Here is a 16,110-nt window from a genome sequence, read left to right as displayed (position 1 = left end):
CTTCAGTTTGATTGTTTACGAGATGCCATTGAAGATGTCTTACGTCAAGCGTCCTAACTGCCTTGGCGACTGCTATAAATCAGGTCTCCTAGTCTTGGGTATGAAAATTTAATCTCTTATTAACCAAAATTTAAGACAAGCTTATTCTTTTATTATTTAATCTATTGTTAACCAAAATTTAAAACAAACTTATTCTTTTATATCCCTTTCCTTGGGGGTTTCAGTCTATCCTATGGAGGAGATTTGCAAAGTCTGCTATTAAGGGAGAGGAGGAATATGAATTTTTTCACAGGACGTTGGCGACGTAGTTTTATAGTGACACTAGCAGCAGCAGCATTTTCGCTGACTTTAATTAGTTCCGCTGTAGCTGCTGTAACACTAAACGGTACGGGAGCCACTTTTCCGAAACCCCTTTACGATCGCTACTTCTCTCAGATGAGAAGTGCAAATCAAATTACTGTAAACTACGAAGGAACCGGCAGCGGTGCTGGCATCAAAGCATTAATTTCAGGCAATGTTGATTTCGCAGGCAGCGACGCGCTGATGACTGCTGCACAAATAGCCGAAGTAAAGCGGGGTGTAATAGCTGTTCCCACGGCTGGCGGCGCTGTTGCAGTTGTTTACAACTTGCCCGGAGTGACGAATCTGAGGCTAAATAACGATGCTATGAAAGGCATCTTTGAAGGCAAGATTACCCGCTGGAATGATGCGAAAATAGCCGGAATTTCTGGACAAGCTAAAGGCTTGCCAAATACTGCGATTCGAGTAGCTGTACGGGCAGACAGCAGCGGTACTAGCTTTATTTTTGCTAATCACTTGCAGGCGATCGGCAGCAGCATCAAAGCTGCCGCTCAGCCGAAGTGGCCAGACACCGCTGTCAGGGGTCAAGGAAACCCCGGCGTAGCTGCTTTGGTGAAAAATACAGCGGGTGCGATCGGCTACGTTCAAGATACTTATGCTCGGCAAAACAATCTCCAAACAGCATTTCTTCAAAATAAAGCTGGCCGGTTTGTAGATCCTAGTTTGGCTGAAGCAGAGAAAGCTTTAGCAGGGGAAACATTCCCTGCAGACTTCCGTTTAGTAGAAGGAAATCCTAACGACGGTTATCCGATTGTTGGCTTGACTTGGCTGTTAATCTACAAACAGTATCCTGCTGCGAAAGCAGAGGCTATTAAAAAGATGGTTAATTGGGTGATGACTACCGGTCAAGGTATCAACAAACAGTTAGAGTTTACTACAATTCCTTCAGCTACAGCTCAAAAAGTGGTTCAAACAGTTAATCAGACTGTGGTTGCCAGAGGTTAATGGGGGCGATCGCACGAGGTGATGAGTTGATGAGTTAAATGTATGACTCAAAACTCATAAATCATCAGGTTAATGTGCGCTAAATTTACTATGTAAGGTGCGCGCTACACCCCTAACAACCGGGTATCCAGCGCGCACCCAGTCCATTAGAATGACTCGAATTTCAAGCCAATATTTCACTTTTTACGCAATAATTTTGGTATGAGCCAGCCTTTAAAACAATCGAAAAAATTGACTCGAAAATCGGCAGAAATAAACACAGAAGTAGATTTGACAGATACTGCTGGTGAAGGTCTATTGATGGAGTCAGGATTTACACTATTTGTATGGGTTTTTGCCCTAGCGACAGCGGGTACGCTGTTTTGGATGAGTGCGGTAATTTTTAAAGATGCTTGGCCAGCTATTAGCCATTTTGGACTCTCCTTCTTGTGGAATCCCAAGTGGGATATCGGCGAGTTGCAGTTTGGGGCATTGCCGTTTATTTACGGCACTGTGATTAGTTCTGCGATCGGCATAATCATCGCACTTCCTTTAGGGCTGTCAGTAGCTATAGTTACTAGCGAGAACTTCTTACCCGTTTGGGTGCGATCGCCCTTGGGATTCCTGGTTGAATTAATCTCGGCTATTCCCAGCGTAATAGTTGGCCTTTGGGGAATATTTGTTTTGATTCCCTTTTTGTTGCCCTTGCAGCAGTCATTGTTTGATAATTTTAGTTGGTTTCCCTTGTTCAGCAGCGAACCTTTAGGCCCCGGAATGCTGCCCGCTGGAATACTGTTATCAATTATGATTTTGCCCACAGTAGCCGCCATCAGCCGCGATGTATTGATGTCAGTTCCAGTCGATTTGCGAAGTGCTTCGATGTCCCTCGGTGCCACCCGCTGGGAAACAATATTTAAGCTGTTATTACCAGCAGCTAGTTCGGGAATTATCGGGGCTACCATCTTGGCATTGGGACGCGCTTTAGGCGAAACAATGGCCGTCACAATGGTGATTGGCAACTCGATTCAAATCAACCCATCCCTGCTCGCTCCCAGCTACTCAATTCCTGCTGTTTTGGCAAGTCAATTTCGGGAAGCTGTCGAACCGCTGCACACCGGCGCTTTGATGTATTTAGCCTTAATTCTATTTGTCCTAACTCTGTTGGTAAATGCGATCGCAGTATTATTAGTTCAGCTAATTGGGGCCAAGGGAGCTAAAACTTAACATCATCGAAAGCAATTTAGTCACAAGCCGCGCCGCCGGATTTATCCGCTGGTTTAATCTCAAATCTCAAAGCTAAAATCCCATGACTCAAGCACAAAATTCAAACAGTATTCTGGATGCAGAAATCAACAACCCTCTGTCGCTAAGCCGAACTTTTTTTAGCAGGGGAATGACAGTTATCGCTTTCGCTCTGACAGCTTTAGCCCTGCTCCCTTTGTTTGCTATTTTGTACAAAATATTGGGGGAAGGACTTACACATTTGAGCTGGGAAGTGCTAGTATCTCTGCCCGCACCCGTCGGAGTTGAAAACCAGCCCAACGGCTTTGCCAATGCGATTATCGGCACTGCTTTAATGGTGGGAATTGCGACATTAATCAGCGTGCCTATCGGCGTAATGACCGGAATATTTTTGTCTGAGTTTGGTAGAGAAAACAAAGCGATGGCTAATAGTATTCGCTTTATCACCGTCATTCTTAGCAGCGTTCCCTCGATCGTAGTTGGCGTCTTTTCCTACGCCCTAATTGTCGTTACCACCAAAGCATTTTCATCATTAGCAGGCGGTTTTGCCCTCGGCATCATCATGCTTCCAGTTGTTGCTCTGACAACAGAACAAGCATTAAAATTAGTGCCTACTTCTTACCGTCTCGCTTCTGCTGGTTTGGGAGGCGGACGCTTCCAAACTATGTTTCGCATTATCATACCCTCAGCACTTCCAACTATTACCACAGGTATTTTACTCGCTGCTTCCCGGGCAGCAGGCGAAACCGCCCCGCTGATTGTAACTGCCTTGTCGAGTCAATTTTGGCCTCCTTTAGTTGATAAATTAGGCGAGATAATGCAGTCTCCCATAGGTGCAGAAACCATTTTAAAACTAAAAGAAATTCCCGAAACACTGCTGACCCCGACTCCTTCTATGTCGGTATTAATATATAGCTACGCCAGCTCTCCTTACAAGGAGCAGAACGAATTGGCGTGGACTGCTGCCTCTGTCCTTTTGGGCATGGTTTTGATTGCTAGCGTCGCATCCCGTACAGTAACTCGGAAACGCTTGCAAAACCGATAAATCAATAACTAAAGTACATCTCTCAGTCAAATATTAACAATATAACCAGCAAAATAATGAAACCTAAAGCTAACTTGAACTCCGAAAACTATACAGCTCAATTTCTAGACGATGCCACCCCGGAAATAGACCCCAATGCAATGCCAGCACTGCGGATTCAGGACTTGAGTTTTTATTACGGAACTCACAAAGTCTTAGAAAATTTATCTATGAATATCCCCCACCCGCAAATTACGGCGATTATTGGTCCTTCAGGTTGCGGCAAATCTACGTTTCTCAAAGCTCTCAACCGGATTGGTGAATTGGAGGGAAAGGTGAAAATTAAAGGAAGAGTAGAGTTTTTTGGACAGGATATTTACAGCCCGAAAGTAAACATTAATAGTTTGCGTAGGCAAATTGGGATGGTGTTTCAAAGACCGAATCCCTTTCCACTGAGCATCTACGATAATATTGCTTACGGCGTGAGGATTTTTGGTCGCAAAAGCAAAGCAGAATTAGATGAAATTGTGGAATCTGCACTTAAAAGTGCGGCGCTTTGGAATGAAGTCAAAGACGATTTGAATAAATCGGCTCAGGGGATTTCGGGGGGACAGCAGCAGCGACTTTGTATTGCTCGCGCTTTGGCTGTGAAGCCAAAAATTCTGCTGATGGATGAACCTTGTTCTGCTCTCGATCCGATTTCTACGATGAAGATTGAGGAGTTGTTTCAGACTCTGCGGCAGCAGTTAACAGTTGTAATTGTGACGCATAATATGCAGCAGGCGGCTCGCGTTTCTGATTACACGGCTTTCTTTAATACTGATGAAAGCCGCATCGGCCACATGGTGGAATTTGGGCCGACCAGTAAGATTTTTACTTCTGCGGGCAATTCCAGTACGAGAGATTACATTCAAGGCCGTTTCGGTTAATACCGGGGTGTTTTGCTTTCTCTCAGTCGCTATATTCCGACAGGGGCTTAAGTCCCTGTCTCACAGTTAACCTCTTAAGAAAACTCTGAAATAGTAATATTTGACTTACTGTTAACTGAGATTGGTCAACATTCTCAATAAGTATTTCAGTCCTCCTAGCTGGGGACTTGATTTTTGAGGCGGGGGTTTAGACCCCTGCCGGAATTATTGCAAATATTACTAGATGTAACTTAATATCAGTATGGCACTGAACAGACAACCGCTATAGTTATGTCTTTACCACTTCTGAAGCGAGAGTTAGGTGTTTTCGGCGCAACTCTCATGGGCCTGGGATCGATTCTTGGCACGGGAGTATTTGTGAGTATCGGGATTGCGGCGGAAGTTGCTGGGTCGGGAGTGATTTTGGCTGTAGGTATTGCAGCTTTTGTTGCTGTTTGCAATGGCCTTAACAGCGCTCAATTAGCAGCTAATCATCCTGTTAGCGGCGGTACTTATGAATATGGCTACAAATATCTCAATCCTTGGCTGGGTTTTACAGCGGGCTGGATGTTTTTGTTGGCTAAAACGGCTTCTGCTGCTACTGCTGCTTTAGGTTTTGCGGGATATTTTTTAAATGCAGTTGGTGTAGCCGATCGCACTTACCTGATCCTAACAGCTTTATTCGCCCTCGCCACCCTCACTTTAATTGTATTGACGGGAATTAGGCGATCGAATATTGCCAATACTGCCATAGTCTCAGTTACACTTCTATCCTTAGCGGTGTTTGTTGCTGTCGGTTTGCCAGAGGTAAGGTGGGAAATGCCCGCACTACAGAATCATAGCTCGATCAGCTCCATCCTCCAAGCCACCGCCCTGATGTTTGTCGCTTATAGCGGTTACGCCCGCATCACCACAATGAGCGAGGAAGTGCGGGAACCGAGGGAAACCATTCCCAAAGCCATAATTTTCACTTTGGCGCTGACAATGCTGCTTTACGTGGGGGTAGCAATAGTTGTCGCGGGCGCGGGGGGGGCTGATAAATTGTCTTTACAACCAGGCGGTACGGTTGCACCCCTGGAAGTCATCGCCCGCAGTTTCCCAATTCCAGGAGTTTCTCAACTGCTATCCGTCGGCGCAATTACCGCTATGTTGGGAGTTTTGCTGAACTTAATTTTAGGGCTCTCGCGCATCTGGCTGGCGATGGGGCGGCGCTTGGATATGCCGAGAGTCTTGGCGCGGCTGAATCCTTCGGGGACAACTCCCTACGTGGCTGTTGTGGTTGTCGAAGTTACGATCGCGCTTTTAATCCTCGTCGGCGATGTCAAAACCACTTGGTCATTTAGCGCTTTTAGCGTTTTGATATATTACGCTATCACCAACCTCGCCGCGCTGCAACTTTCCCCCGCCGAAAGGCTTTATCCACAGTGGTTGGCTTGGGTGGGTTTGGGGAATTGTCTGTTTCTGGCTTTCTGGGTGGAGAGGGAAATTTGGCTGACAGGATTGGCATTAATTGCCGCCGGTTTAATTTGGCGGGCGATCGTCCGACTCCCGGCGAGAAACTAGAAGTGTGATAAATTGAAACAGCATCCCGCATTGTAGAGGGCCATGCCCGATCAAACTTCCGAGCTTGCGACTCAAGAATCTCCCGCATTCAGCGTCATCAGTCGCTATATAGCTCAAACCCTAATTACCATTCAGGAACAGCATCCCGAATGGATAACTGAAAAATACAGGAAAACCCCCTGGGCCAAACCTGATTTTCAGTCAGTTTTGATTGGAAAATTGACAAAAAGTTTCACAGTAGCCAGCGATACAGATTCCCTGCTGCTGATTGCAAAAAAATACCTACAAATTCTGCTGATTCCAGAATTCGTTAATTCACCTCAATTCAGCAAATTATGTGCCAAAATTCAGCAGCTAGCCCAATCTCAAACAGCACCTGCTAAATCACAAAACTCAGTTTCCTCAAAGCTTCCCACTCCCACCACTCATCAAACAAATTCGCTCCCAATCGGCATTGCTATCTTGCTGCTAGATGTCGAAAACTTGCAACTCACCGTCGAAACGGAAAAATTCTTAGAGGGAATTTGCCACTATCCAATCCAAATCAAAGTTGCCTTTGCCAACTGGCGCAGCATGGGCAAGAAAGATGCCGAATTTCACCAGCGCGGCTATCAACTAATTCACGTCCCGCCCGGCAAAGACAGCGCCGACTTAAAAATGGCTACAGTCGGCGCATCGATTTTCGTACATTATCCCACAGCCAAAGAGATTTTTGTCTGTTCGTCCGATCGCGCCCTCACTCACCTCAGCAATACACTGCAAGCCCACGGACTAACCGTATTTCAAGTCCGCAAACAAATAGATAAAATCATAGTTTTGAACAGCAAAACCGGACAAGTTGAAACCCATTCCCTTGTAACCATACCGGAAATTACACCCCTAGAACAATTAGTTGTTCAACTAAAAGAATTAATCAAAAAAGAGCAAAAACGCACCTCAACTCAGTGGATAAAAGTTTCTACTGTTTCAGCTTTATTTAGGGAAAATTACGGATTAGTCCTCAATCAAGTTGTTGCCCATCATTTGCTCGGTACTAAAACCCGGGATATCTTTCTTAAATATCCCACCGATTTTGTCCTCCACAAACCATCAGAAGTTTCTCAAACTTATGTCACTCTTTTTGAAGTAAGATTATCGCCCCCACCGCCAATACTTAGCCAAGAAATTCTGAATAACCACCAGACAGCACCTGCGACTTTGACAGATATTAATTCTCTGGAAGACTTGGAAAGAGCTCTTGTCAAAATCGTTGGCGACTTAACCGACAACTCTCCTGACAATTCTGTATTTCTCTCCAATGTAGGCAGCGAATTTCACCGACAATACGGTAAACAAATTACCCAAATAATTAAAGATTTTAATCTCGGTAGGAAATTTACTAAATTTTTGCAATCCTGCGCTTCTCTCCAGCTAAAAAAAGCCGAAAAAGGCTGGCAAGTTTCCCTGAATTAATTAAAAATTAAAATATATAGCCATCCTAAATAATTTGTGAATTTCTTACTCCCTCCCCTTGATAAGGGGAGGGTTGGGGTGGGGTCAAAAATTTACGACTCCTGCAAGGATTGCTATATCAACCCCCCCATTACTAGCAACTTGAGTTATCATACAATCTGGACGTAAAGAAATGTAAAGGGATATGCACGACAAAGTTGTGGTTGTGGTGGGCGCGACTGGCGGCATCGGTTCAGCAGTGGCCCGCAAACTCGCTGATGCGGGTGCGAGGCTAGTGCTCGCCGCCAGAGACAGCAGTAAATTAGACGCTTTAGCTAGCGAAATTTCGGCAACAGAGGTACTGTGCGTGCCCACAGATATCACCGATTTGCCACAAGTCGAGACGTTGATGCAGACAACTCTGGAACATTTCGGACAAATTGATGCCCTCATAAACGCCGCTGGTGCCGGAATTCTCAAGCAGTGGAACAAGTTAGAACCCGCTGATTTAGATGCAATGCTTGACTTGAACTTAAAAGGCAGTTTTTACACGTCTCAAGCAGCGGCGAATGTGATGAAAGAGCGTAAATCCGGCCACATTTGCAATGTCATCGGGATTTTGGGCAAGCATTCGATGGCGATGGGAACGGCTTATTGCGCTTCAAAGTTTGGGGTAGTTGGTTTCAGCAAGTGCATGGCAGATGAGCTGCGACGCTACGGCATTAAGTTTACGCTATTCTATTTTGGCGGGGTGGATTCTCCGTTTTGGGATAATGTGAGTTTGAAGGTAGACAGGTCAAAAATGCTGAGTACCGAAACTGCCGCCAATGCGATTATGTTTGCTCTTTCGGCTGACCCGCAAGCTGTGCCGATGGAGATTAATATTCAGCCGGAAAGTCATTTGTTCTTCTAGCTATTGAGGAATGATTAGAAGGCAGAACGCAGCGGAAGCTGAAGGCAAGAAAAATTATGATATTTTTAGGTTTGAGAACTTGTACAGCACTTAATTATGTAGGGTGCACGGGCTGGCGCACCTTACCCCTATAATTCGCGCGTCAAACTATTTGTTTTTTGCGTAAGTCCTTTTGGCGAAGGCGTCGCGGCAAACCCAAGTTATCCCAGACACCGGGTGTCTTTTCTTTTAAGTGCTGACTTATTTCTGCCTTCAGAGGGAGCTAGGATATTCAATCTTTAGGTTATTATTAAGTGGGCGCGCAATAAAAAGTATGAAAAATATCCATTACTCAGTCTCTACCTTGCAACTTTGCCTTGAAAATCAGCAGATTTTCCATTTTTCAGTTTCCATTTTCAATTATTGATTATGGACTTTGATCGCATTCAATTTTACGTTGAAAACGCTAAAGTATCCCGCGGCTGGTTTGTCAGCCAGTTAGGCTTTCAATCAATAGCAGGTTACGCCAACAGCCACACTCACACTGAAGTTGTCAGCAGCGGCAATGTATGTTTTGTTTTATCTTCGCCCCTGACACCCGCGAGTCCCGCTGCTAGTTGGTTGAAGTTTCATCCTCCAGGAATTTCCGATGTGGGTTTTCGGGTAAAAAATATTGAATTAGCGCTAGCTAGAGCGGCTGCAGAAGGCGCTAAAATCCTGGAACCGATTCAAGAAGACCTAAACGCAGGAGGCTATTTTAAGCGGGCAAAAATTGCGGGCTGGGGAGATTTAACCCATACTCTCGTGGAGCGAATTGGCAGCCATTCACTGCTATCGGCTTCGGATAAGCTGCCGTTGTTTACCCGGATTGACCACGTAGTGTTAAATGTTGAATCGGGCGATTTGTCAAGTGCTGTTAGTTGGTATCAAAAAATATTAGGTTTTCAACCGCAGCAAAATTTTGACATTCAGACTGAGAAATCGGCTTTGCGGAGTCAAGTTATGGTGCACGCTGAAGGTGGGGTGCAATTCCCGATTAATGAACCGGCATCAGCTAATTCTCAAATTCAAGAGTTTTTGAGCGCCAATCGGGGGCCGGGTATTCAGCACATGGCTTTGCAAACTAATAATATCGTGGGGGTTGTTGCCGATTTGCGATCGTGCGGTTTGCCTTTTCTGCCAGTTCCTCCAACATACTACTCCGAATTACAGCAGCGGCAAAACTATTTGCCCGCAGATTGGCAAGCAATTGCAGCTTGTCAAGTTTTGGCAGATTGGCAAGAAGATACTCCTGCAGCGATGCTGCTGCAAATCTTTACCCAGCCAATTTTTGCAGAACCGACTTTCTTTTTCGAGATTATTGAGCGCCGAGTTAGTTTAGTTAACGGGAAACAGGTGCAAGCTGGAGGTTTTGGGGCGGGGAATTTTCGAGCTTTGTTTGAGGCAATTGAACGGGAACAAATGAAGAGGGGAAGTTTGATAGATGATTGACAAAAATTCCACTTTTTTGGTCATACCGGCGGGTTAATCAGCACTGCGATATCTTTCCAGCCGTAGGCAATTTCTTTGAGTGCAACTCCGGCTCTACTTGTTTGCTGTTCGTCAACTTTTTCACCTCCTAATAATTCATAAAACTTATAGGCTGGATTGTCTCCTAGTACCCAAACTAGCATCGAGTTCAAACTTAATTCTGCCAATTTTGTGGCAACTGTTCTCACGAGTTGCCGTCCAATTCCTTGACGCTGATATTCCTCCAAAATATAGATGGCAAATAATTCTCCTTTATATACATATTTGCCGGTGCGCTCGCGACCACCCGCAGCAAAACCCACAACTTCTCCCGATTCATTCTCAGCAACGCAGACAAAAACGCCAGTATTTTTGACGTTTGCCAGGATTTCTTGCCAATTGCTTTCTCGCTTTTCATAGGATAACTGTGCGAGGTAATTTGCTGGTACAATTTCCCGGTAAGCTGTGCGCCAAGTATCTAGATTCACCCGTGCGATTGCAGGTGCGTCAGCGATTTTAGCTTCTCTCACAATCATCAGAACATACTCCTTTCGGGCCCTGAAATTCTATTTTCAAGTCTAGGGCAACTATACGATCGCGTCCTTCTAGTTTAGCTCGATATAGCGCTCGATCGGCTTGTCCAATTAACTCCTCAACCGATAAACCAGCAGCAGGTACAGTAGTAGCGATCCCCATACTGAGAGTTATAAACTTACTTACCTTGGAAGCAGCATGAAAAATTTCCGCTGCTTTCAAATCGCTGCGAATTGCTTCAGCTACCCGCTTTGCTCCTTGCACATCAGTTCGTGACAAAATTACCGCAAATTCTTCGCCACCGTAGCGGCCGGCTAAATCTCCTGCCCGCTGAGCGTTGCTAGCTAAAATCTCGGCTACTTGTTTTAAACATTCGTCGCCTCCTTGATGCCCGTAATGATCGTTGTAAAGTTTGAAAAAATCGATATCGCACAAAATTAAAGATAGCGACTCTTTTTCTCGCTCCATCAACTGCCATTCTAACTCCAATTTTTTGTCAAAACAGCGACGGTTGGGAATTTGAGTCAATCCATCCACCGCAGCGAGGCGCTGCAATTCCATGTTAGCTGCTTGTAATTCTAATTTGGCTTGTTCTAAAGCTAAGTTTTGCCGAGCTAATTCTTCACTTTGGCGTTTTTCTTGTTCGTACAAAAAGCGAATTGAAGCTTCAGCTTCTTGCAATTCTTGCTCTGCATATTTGCGCTTGACAAATTCTCCTAATTGAGAACTTACCACAGCTATGATCTGAAGTAAATCTTGATCTGGTTGCAGTTCTTCCCGGCAAAAAAAAGTCATTACTCCTACAACTTGGCTCCTAGCGTGAATGGGGAAACCGAATCCCGATCGCAATCCCGCTTCCTCGGCCAAGCGCGATCGCACGAAATTGGGATCGTCCACAAGATCAGTAATCCACTGCGTACAACCGCTTCTGGAAACCGCTCCCGGCAAACCCTCACCCGCAGCAAAAGTAATCTGCTGGTCGTTTTCGGCAAACTCCCTAACTTCCTCCGCTGCCTGCCAAACGGCCACCCGCCGCCAACAAGGAGTTTCCTCGATCGGACAGCAAAGTGGCAGGCACCAAAGCGGATCTGTTTCAGATTTTATTTCCTCACCCAATCTAGTTTCTTTCTCCGCCTCAGCAGGCGTCCAAAGTTCGCCAAAATCCCACCCAAAACTTTGGCAAATAGCTTGCAAAATTTTCGGAGTTGCGCTATCTAGAGAACTTGATTCTGACAGGATATGAGTCACAGCATACTGTGCTTCTTGACACTTTTTTATGCGTTGTTGCTTGGTAATGTCTTTGCCGATATAAACAAAATCTTGTATAACCCCGCTATCTCCATCCTTGCTTCCTGGGCTTGTCTCGAAAGTAGAACATGAAAACGCAACAATCAGCTTTAAACCTATTTTCGTTTGGCAAGCTACTTTTACTTGAGGCCAATATTCGCTTTTAAGTGCAGGAGGTAGCTGGCTGACTTTGCGTAACAATTCCTCCTCTGCCGTAATCATGGATATGGATTTGCCAATTAATTCCGATTCGGTATATCCAAATAATTGCTGTGCAGCTTTATTCACTTTTTTGATTTGGCCTGATGTTCCTGTTACGAACAAAACATCCCCTAGGGAATTAATAATTTTGTCAATATAATCGCCAGCCGCCGCTAAGTTATCGCCTTTAATACTTGTTTTATTGGCAGCCTGAACAATGGTTGGCTGAGAGCCAATGCTATCTGTCACATCTTCGCATAACATAATCAATCTGTCAGCATTGGCTTGTCCTTTACAACCAAAAATGTACAAATTTAGATACAAATAAGATCCGTCTTTGAGAACTCGGCTAATTGATTTTAACTGACAATCTTGCTGTCGTTCTTCAATAATATCTTCAAGGATTCCTTCAATTCCGATTAGTTCAGGAAAACTATCGCGCACGTCTTTTCCTTCGCCTACTTCCTCATGAATGTAGGCAAAATCTTGCACTTTCAAAGATATTTCTTTAATCTTAAGTTCCCGATCGACTGTGAGGTACTCAATCCTGCGTAAGGATAACAGCTTATAAAGAAGAATATTAATACTTCTGGGGCTGCTCTCTACAGTTAATGTGGGAAGCATCTCGTTATTGTAGAGCATCTCTCTCAAAGGTTAGCCTGTAAAGTTAGTTGTTGTTTGGCTGCGATTTCTCATGGGAATTTTTATCCTGGCAAATGTCATCACCTGTTACCGCTGGCTAATTTATGCAAACAGTACACTTTGGATTCTCCAAGCAGTTTTTTGCTTATTTTAAAAATGGGGCCAAATATTAATTTTACCCACTTTTTGTGAGAAAGCGCAGTCAAAATCATCCTCGATTGAGGTTGAGATTTATGAATAATATGTAGCGGTTTACACTATTTGTGCGACACATTTTAATTTTAAATTCCCCGATATGGCTTACAACCGCTAAAGTTGAGGAACACCACAGTTTAATTCAAATGTTTGCTTTAATTAGCACCATTCCTATAGACCTTACCTCCCCTAGGTATTTGTGTCAATTTTTGTAAAGAAAGTGTTACCTTTAAATGATATATAGCCTTTCTCAGTAACATGAGGTGCACGCTTGATAAGGGGGCATAGGGCATAGGGCATAGGGCATAGGGCATACCTCACCAAGATTGAGAACTGCTATAGTATCGAAGGATTTGTATAAAAGCTTAAAAATACTCTGCTAAATGCTGAGACTTATTACCGACTTTGACGGCCCGATTATGGACGTGTCCGATCGCTACTACCGAGTTTACCAGTATTGTCTCGCCGAGACTAAGCGTTCGGGACAACCAGTGCGAGAACTCCCCAAAGCCGAGTTTTGGGACATGAAGCGCGCGCGGGTTCCCGAAACCGAAATTGGCATTGTCTCAGGATTAGACGCAGCCCAAGCCCGCGATTTTGCCCAGAAACGCCGTCAAACCGTCCACACCCTACCCTACATGATTTATGATCAACCAGTTCCCACCGCTCTGGAAACTCTCGAAAAGGTGCAGGGCGCTGGAGTAGACTTAGCGGTGATGACCATGCGCCGTGTTAGGGAACTAGATGAAGCCTTCAACCGCTGCAATTTAGGGCATTTTTTCCCAGAAAACCGCCGCTATTGCCTCCCCAACGATTACGTTAAAACCGGGGATGTCAAAGATAAGCCGCTGTTGATGGCAAAAGCTCTTGCCGAACTGCCTCCGGCTTCTGACACTTGGATGGTTGGGGATACGGAGGCAGACATTACAGCAGCAAAGACGCACGGTGTCAAGGTAATTGGTGTTTTGTGCGGAATTCGCGATCGCACCCAACTAGAAATGCACCAACCGGATTTAATTGCTAACAATTTGAGCGAAGCAGTTGAGATTATTTTAGGTCACAAAAATTAGTCATTAGTCATTAGTCATTAGTTATTAATTGTTAGCTGATGTTATTGGTCGGAGGTCTTGATTCCACAGTTATTAGTGGTTGGCTGCTGACTAATAACTGCTGACTAATAACTGCTGACTAATGACTGCTGACTATCGCAGAAAACTGCTGACCAGCCACAGAATTAAAAACGTAAACAAAGCGATAAATTTCTCTGTTGTTATAAATGCCGGACTGACCAAAGAACCCAAAAATCCTCCCAGCAACAAGCCTATAACCAAGCCAGCCACAGTCAGCAGCACGGCGCGACCAAATTTTTGTTCCTTGCGATTAATAAAATAAAGACAAGATCCGACCCCAAGAGCCAGAGTCAACTGTAGTAAACCATCATTAGCCGCCGGATAAATACTCAGTCCGCCTAACCCCACATACACCCCAGCCGGCCACAAAATGTCTGATCGACTAGGAGTATCGATTAGCCGCTGCAACCAAGCTGGGCTGCCACTAGGAGGAGAGGGAGTAAAGCTTGGGGGTGGGGGAGTCAGCCGTTCGGGAAAGCGGATGCGTTCAGGTACTTTAATTTTCCCTTCCTGTCGCTGCCGCAGGCGATCCATGAGGATCGCGTCGTAAGCTGCTTCGAGCAATTCCAAACGTTTCTTGTCACCGCTGTACTGCTCAGCTAGGCGCGTGCGGGCCTCTTGCACTTCATCAAAGGAAGCATCTTCATCGACTTCAAGAAGTTGATAGGGAGTTGGCTCACTCATGGTAATAACCCGCTGAAGACTCTCGTTATAGACCAATCTTAACAAGAGAGGAAAGCGGGGCGGGAGCTCTACCGCTTTCCCAAAAGTTTTGCTGCTAGTTTTTGGTGCTTTAAAACAGGAACCAGCAAACCTTACGAAAATAGAAACTAGAAGGCATTTGGCATTCGTAAATAAAAAATAATGAATCCAAAGATTGTTATTTTTATCTTGGCCGTCTAAAATTTTACCTTCTGCCAAATGCCCTCAGAAGGGACTTGTCCTGCTGGAACTCACAATTCCCGACCACTGGACTTTTTTAAGTCGATCGCGGCGGTAGGAAAAAAAGCGAGCCGAGTCAGAATAAGTACAGAAAGGAGCGATCGCCACTTGAGAAACATCGATTCCCAACTGCTGCAATTGCAGAGCATTGCAGAGGCGAACATCCAAGCGTACTTTTCCCGGTTCTGGATCGGCTAAGACAGGCGTTTCCGGCAGTTGGTGCAAAAACTCTAGAATGCCGTCGGCTGTCGCACTAACGCCACTCTTAGGAGCAATGGTGGCTCCCAGTTCCGCTGCTACTTCCACAGATACCTGGTAAACCTCTCCAGCGATCGCCGGCCCCATAGCAATCTTCAGATTTTCTAGTTGACTGCCTTGTGCCACAAGTTGAGCGATCGCCTCTGGTAATATCTTAGCAGCAGTCCCGCGCCAACCTGCGTGAACTGCCGCAACCAGTCCCGTGCGAGCGTCAGCAATCAGCACCGGCACACAGTCAGCCGAGCAAACCCAAAGCGCCTCCAATTCTCGATGGGCAACCAAGCCATCAGCCTCAGCATAGCTTGGGGCAGCGGTTTCCGGGCCCGGAGCCACAACCGGGGACAACTCAGTGGTTTTAAGTACCGCATTGCCGTGTACCTGTTGGAGTCGGTAAACCTTAGCTCCAGGTTCCAGAACTTCCGTCAGATCGATCGGCCCCTGGGGCGAGAAATCGCGAGTAAAAAAGCCGTGAGACCAGGGAGAAAGCAAGCTGCAAGTCAGATAGGGCAAGCCTTCAGAACTCTGCCAGTCCCAACTGATACCGTCAGGCTGTCCGCCACACTCAGAGTCAGGAAAATTTGTCAAGCGATCGCCAGCTACAGTCATGAAACCTATCCTTACCCAAGCGCATCATTTAGCTTGTATTCTAAACAATCAAAAATTTTGTCCGCGAATTTTAAATGCAGGGCCAGCTCTCAGGAAAAAATCGCGATGAGTAGGCGGTTTTAGGACAACTCACATCTTGCAGCATTCTCGCTCGCACAGGCTTTCCGGCCTGTTCCACAAAGAGTAGATTTTCTTGTGGGGAGTAGGGGTTGGGCAGGAGAGTCCGCCCTGAAAAGATTATTGAGAATGGTGCAATATTTCAGGACGACCGACAGCGCAGAAATTTTGCAGAATCTGACCAATATAGGCAACTAATTAACATAGACGAACGCCAAAGCGCTATCATCAGTGTGGCCCTAAGACACTTTTACGCAAGTGCCATCGGGATCAAAAAAACCGGATATCGATCGCGAGTGAATGCGTAAGGCATTTGAGCTTGTTCTATGTGCAAAAAAAATTGCC

13 protein-coding genes are annotated in these 16,110 nt (G+C 45.4%); 9 read left to right on the top strand and 4 right to left on the bottom strand.

All coding sequences use genetic code 11. The features are described from left to right. Positions 1 to 276 precede the first annotated feature (276 nt). The 8 genes from pstS (at position 277) to hppD (ending at position 9,835) form a co-directional block, all read left to right on the top strand. The gene (gene pstS / locus QUA10_RS24455; protein WP_333085147.1) at positions 277 to 1,305 is read left to right on the top strand and encodes a phosphate ABC transporter substrate-binding protein PstS; all 1,029 of its coding nucleotides are present in this window, start codon (positions 277 to 279) and stop codon (positions 1,303 to 1,305) included. 231 nt (positions 1,306 to 1,536) lie between these two features. Beyond that, entirely contained in the window at positions 1,537 to 2,508 is a 972-nt protein-coding gene (gene pstC, locus QUA10_RS24450; RefSeq protein ID WP_333086393.1) for a phosphate ABC transporter permease subunit PstC, read from the top strand. Positions 2,509 to 2,590: 82 nt separating this feature from the next. After that, positions 2,591 to 3,571 (top strand): phosphate ABC transporter permease PstA, encoded by a 981-nt coding sequence (gene pstA / locus QUA10_RS24445; RefSeq protein ID WP_333085145.1) that lies wholly within the window; start codon positions 2,591 to 2,593, stop codon positions 3,569 to 3,571. A 56-nt stretch (positions 3,572 to 3,627) separates the two neighbouring features. Further along, entirely contained in the window at positions 3,628 to 4,479 is an 852-nt protein-coding gene (gene pstB / locus QUA10_RS24440; RefSeq protein ID WP_333085144.1) for a phosphate ABC transporter ATP-binding protein PstB, read from the top strand. A 270-nt stretch (positions 4,480 to 4,749) separates the two neighbouring features. Next, positions 4,750 to 6,021, top strand: a complete 1,272-nt coding sequence (locus QUA10_RS24435; protein ID WP_333085143.1) for an APC family permease — start codon at positions 4,750 to 4,752, stop codon at positions 6,019 to 6,021. Positions 6,022 to 6,063: 42 nt separating this feature from the next. Then, entirely contained in the window at positions 6,064 to 7,473 is a 1,410-nt protein-coding gene (locus QUA10_RS24430; RefSeq protein WP_333085142.1) for an NYN domain-containing protein, read from the top strand. Positions 7,474 to 7,657: 184 nt separating this feature from the next. Further along, complete coding sequence (locus QUA10_RS24425; protein WP_333085141.1) at positions 7,658 to 8,365, top strand: SDR family oxidoreductase; 708 nt, start codon at positions 7,658 to 7,660, stop codon at positions 8,363 to 8,365. Positions 8,366 to 8,773: 408 nt separating this feature from the next. After that, on the top strand, positions 8,774 to 9,835 hold the full coding sequence (gene hppD, locus QUA10_RS24420) for a 4-hydroxyphenylpyruvate dioxygenase (RefSeq protein ID WP_333085140.1): 1,062 nt from the start codon (positions 8,774 to 8,776) through the stop codon (positions 9,833 to 9,835). A 20-nt stretch (positions 9,836 to 9,855) separates the two neighbouring features. Here hppD and QUA10_RS24415 read toward each other — a convergent pair whose 3' ends face one another. Then, positions 9,856 to 10,389, bottom strand: a complete 534-nt coding sequence (locus tag QUA10_RS24415; protein WP_333085139.1) for a GNAT family N-acetyltransferase — start codon at positions 10,387 to 10,389, stop codon at positions 9,856 to 9,858. Further along, positions 10,370 to 12,517 (bottom strand): diguanylate cyclase domain-containing protein, encoded by a 2,148-nt coding sequence (locus QUA10_RS24410; RefSeq protein ID WP_333086394.1) that lies wholly within the window; start codon positions 12,515 to 12,517, stop codon positions 10,370 to 10,372. Before QUA10_RS24410 ends, QUA10_RS24415 begins: the two co-directional genes overlap by 20 nt. A 578-nt stretch (positions 12,518 to 13,095) precedes the next feature. On the opposite strand from QUA10_RS24410, the gene QUA10_RS24405 reads away from it, so the two are divergent. Then, entirely contained in the window at positions 13,096 to 13,782 is a 687-nt protein-coding gene (locus QUA10_RS24405) for an HAD family hydrolase (protein WP_333085137.1), read from the top strand. A gap of 132 nt (positions 13,783 to 13,914) precedes the next feature. On the opposite strand, the gene QUA10_RS24400 is transcribed toward QUA10_RS24405, so the two are convergent. Continuing rightward, a complete protein-coding gene (locus tag QUA10_RS24400; RefSeq protein WP_333085136.1) occupies positions 13,915 to 14,526 on the bottom strand; it encodes a CPP1-like family protein in 612 nt (203 codons plus the stop codon). Positions 14,527 to 14,769: 243 nt separating this feature from the next. Further along, on the bottom strand, positions 14,770 to 15,648 hold the full coding sequence (gene pgeF, locus QUA10_RS24395) for a peptidoglycan editing factor PgeF (protein WP_333085135.1): 879 nt from the start codon (positions 15,646 to 15,648) through the stop codon (positions 14,770 to 14,772). Between the last annotated feature and the right edge of the window lie 462 nt (positions 15,649 to 16,110).

Origin of the sequence: Microcoleus sp. Pol8_D6, from assembly GCF_036700965.1 — a bacterium.
In the GTDB taxonomy this organism is placed as follows: Bacteria; Cyanobacteriota; Cyanobacteriia; order Cyanobacteriales; family Microcoleaceae; genus Microcoleus.
Note: the sequence above shows the minus strand (reverse complement) of the source record. Positions and strands in the feature narration are given on the sequence as shown.

Excerpts from the sequence above, each read along its gene's own strand:
- pstB (WP_333085144.1), top strand. The coding sequence starts at position 3,628 with ATGAAACCTAAAGCTAACTTGAACTCCGAAAACTATACAGCTCAATTT.
- pgeF (WP_333085135.1), bottom strand. The coding sequence starts at position 15,648 with ATGACTGTAGCTGGCGATCGCTTGACAAATTTTCCTGACTCTGAGTGT.
- QUA10_RS24405 (WP_333085137.1), top strand. The coding sequence starts at position 13,096 with ATGCTGAGACTTATTACCGACTTTGACGGCCCGATTATGGACGTGTCC.
- QUA10_RS24410 (WP_333086394.1), bottom strand. The coding sequence starts at position 12,517 with ATGCTCTACAATAACGAGATGCTTCCCACATTAACTGTAGAGAGCAGC.
- QUA10_RS24400 (WP_333085136.1), bottom strand. The coding sequence starts at position 14,526 with ATGAGTGAGCCAACTCCCTATCAACTTCTTGAAGTCGATGAAGATGCT.
- pstS (WP_333085147.1), top strand. The coding sequence starts at position 277 with ATGAATTTTTTCACAGGACGTTGGCGACGTAGTTTTATAGTGACACTA.
- hppD (WP_333085140.1), top strand. The coding sequence starts at position 8,774 with ATGGACTTTGATCGCATTCAATTTTACGTTGAAAACGCTAAAGTATCC.
- QUA10_RS24415 (WP_333085139.1), bottom strand. The coding sequence starts at position 10,389 with ATGATTGTGAGAGAAGCTAAAATCGCTGACGCACCTGCAATCGCACGG.
- pstA (WP_333085145.1), top strand. The coding sequence starts at position 2,591 with ATGACTCAAGCACAAAATTCAAACAGTATTCTGGATGCAGAAATCAAC.
- QUA10_RS24435 (WP_333085143.1), top strand. The coding sequence starts at position 4,750 with ATGTCTTTACCACTTCTGAAGCGAGAGTTAGGTGTTTTCGGCGCAACT.
- QUA10_RS24425 (WP_333085141.1), top strand. The coding sequence starts at position 7,658 with ATGCACGACAAAGTTGTGGTTGTGGTGGGCGCGACTGGCGGCATCGGT.
- QUA10_RS24430 (WP_333085142.1), top strand. The coding sequence starts at position 6,064 with ATGCCCGATCAAACTTCCGAGCTTGCGACTCAAGAATCTCCCGCATTC.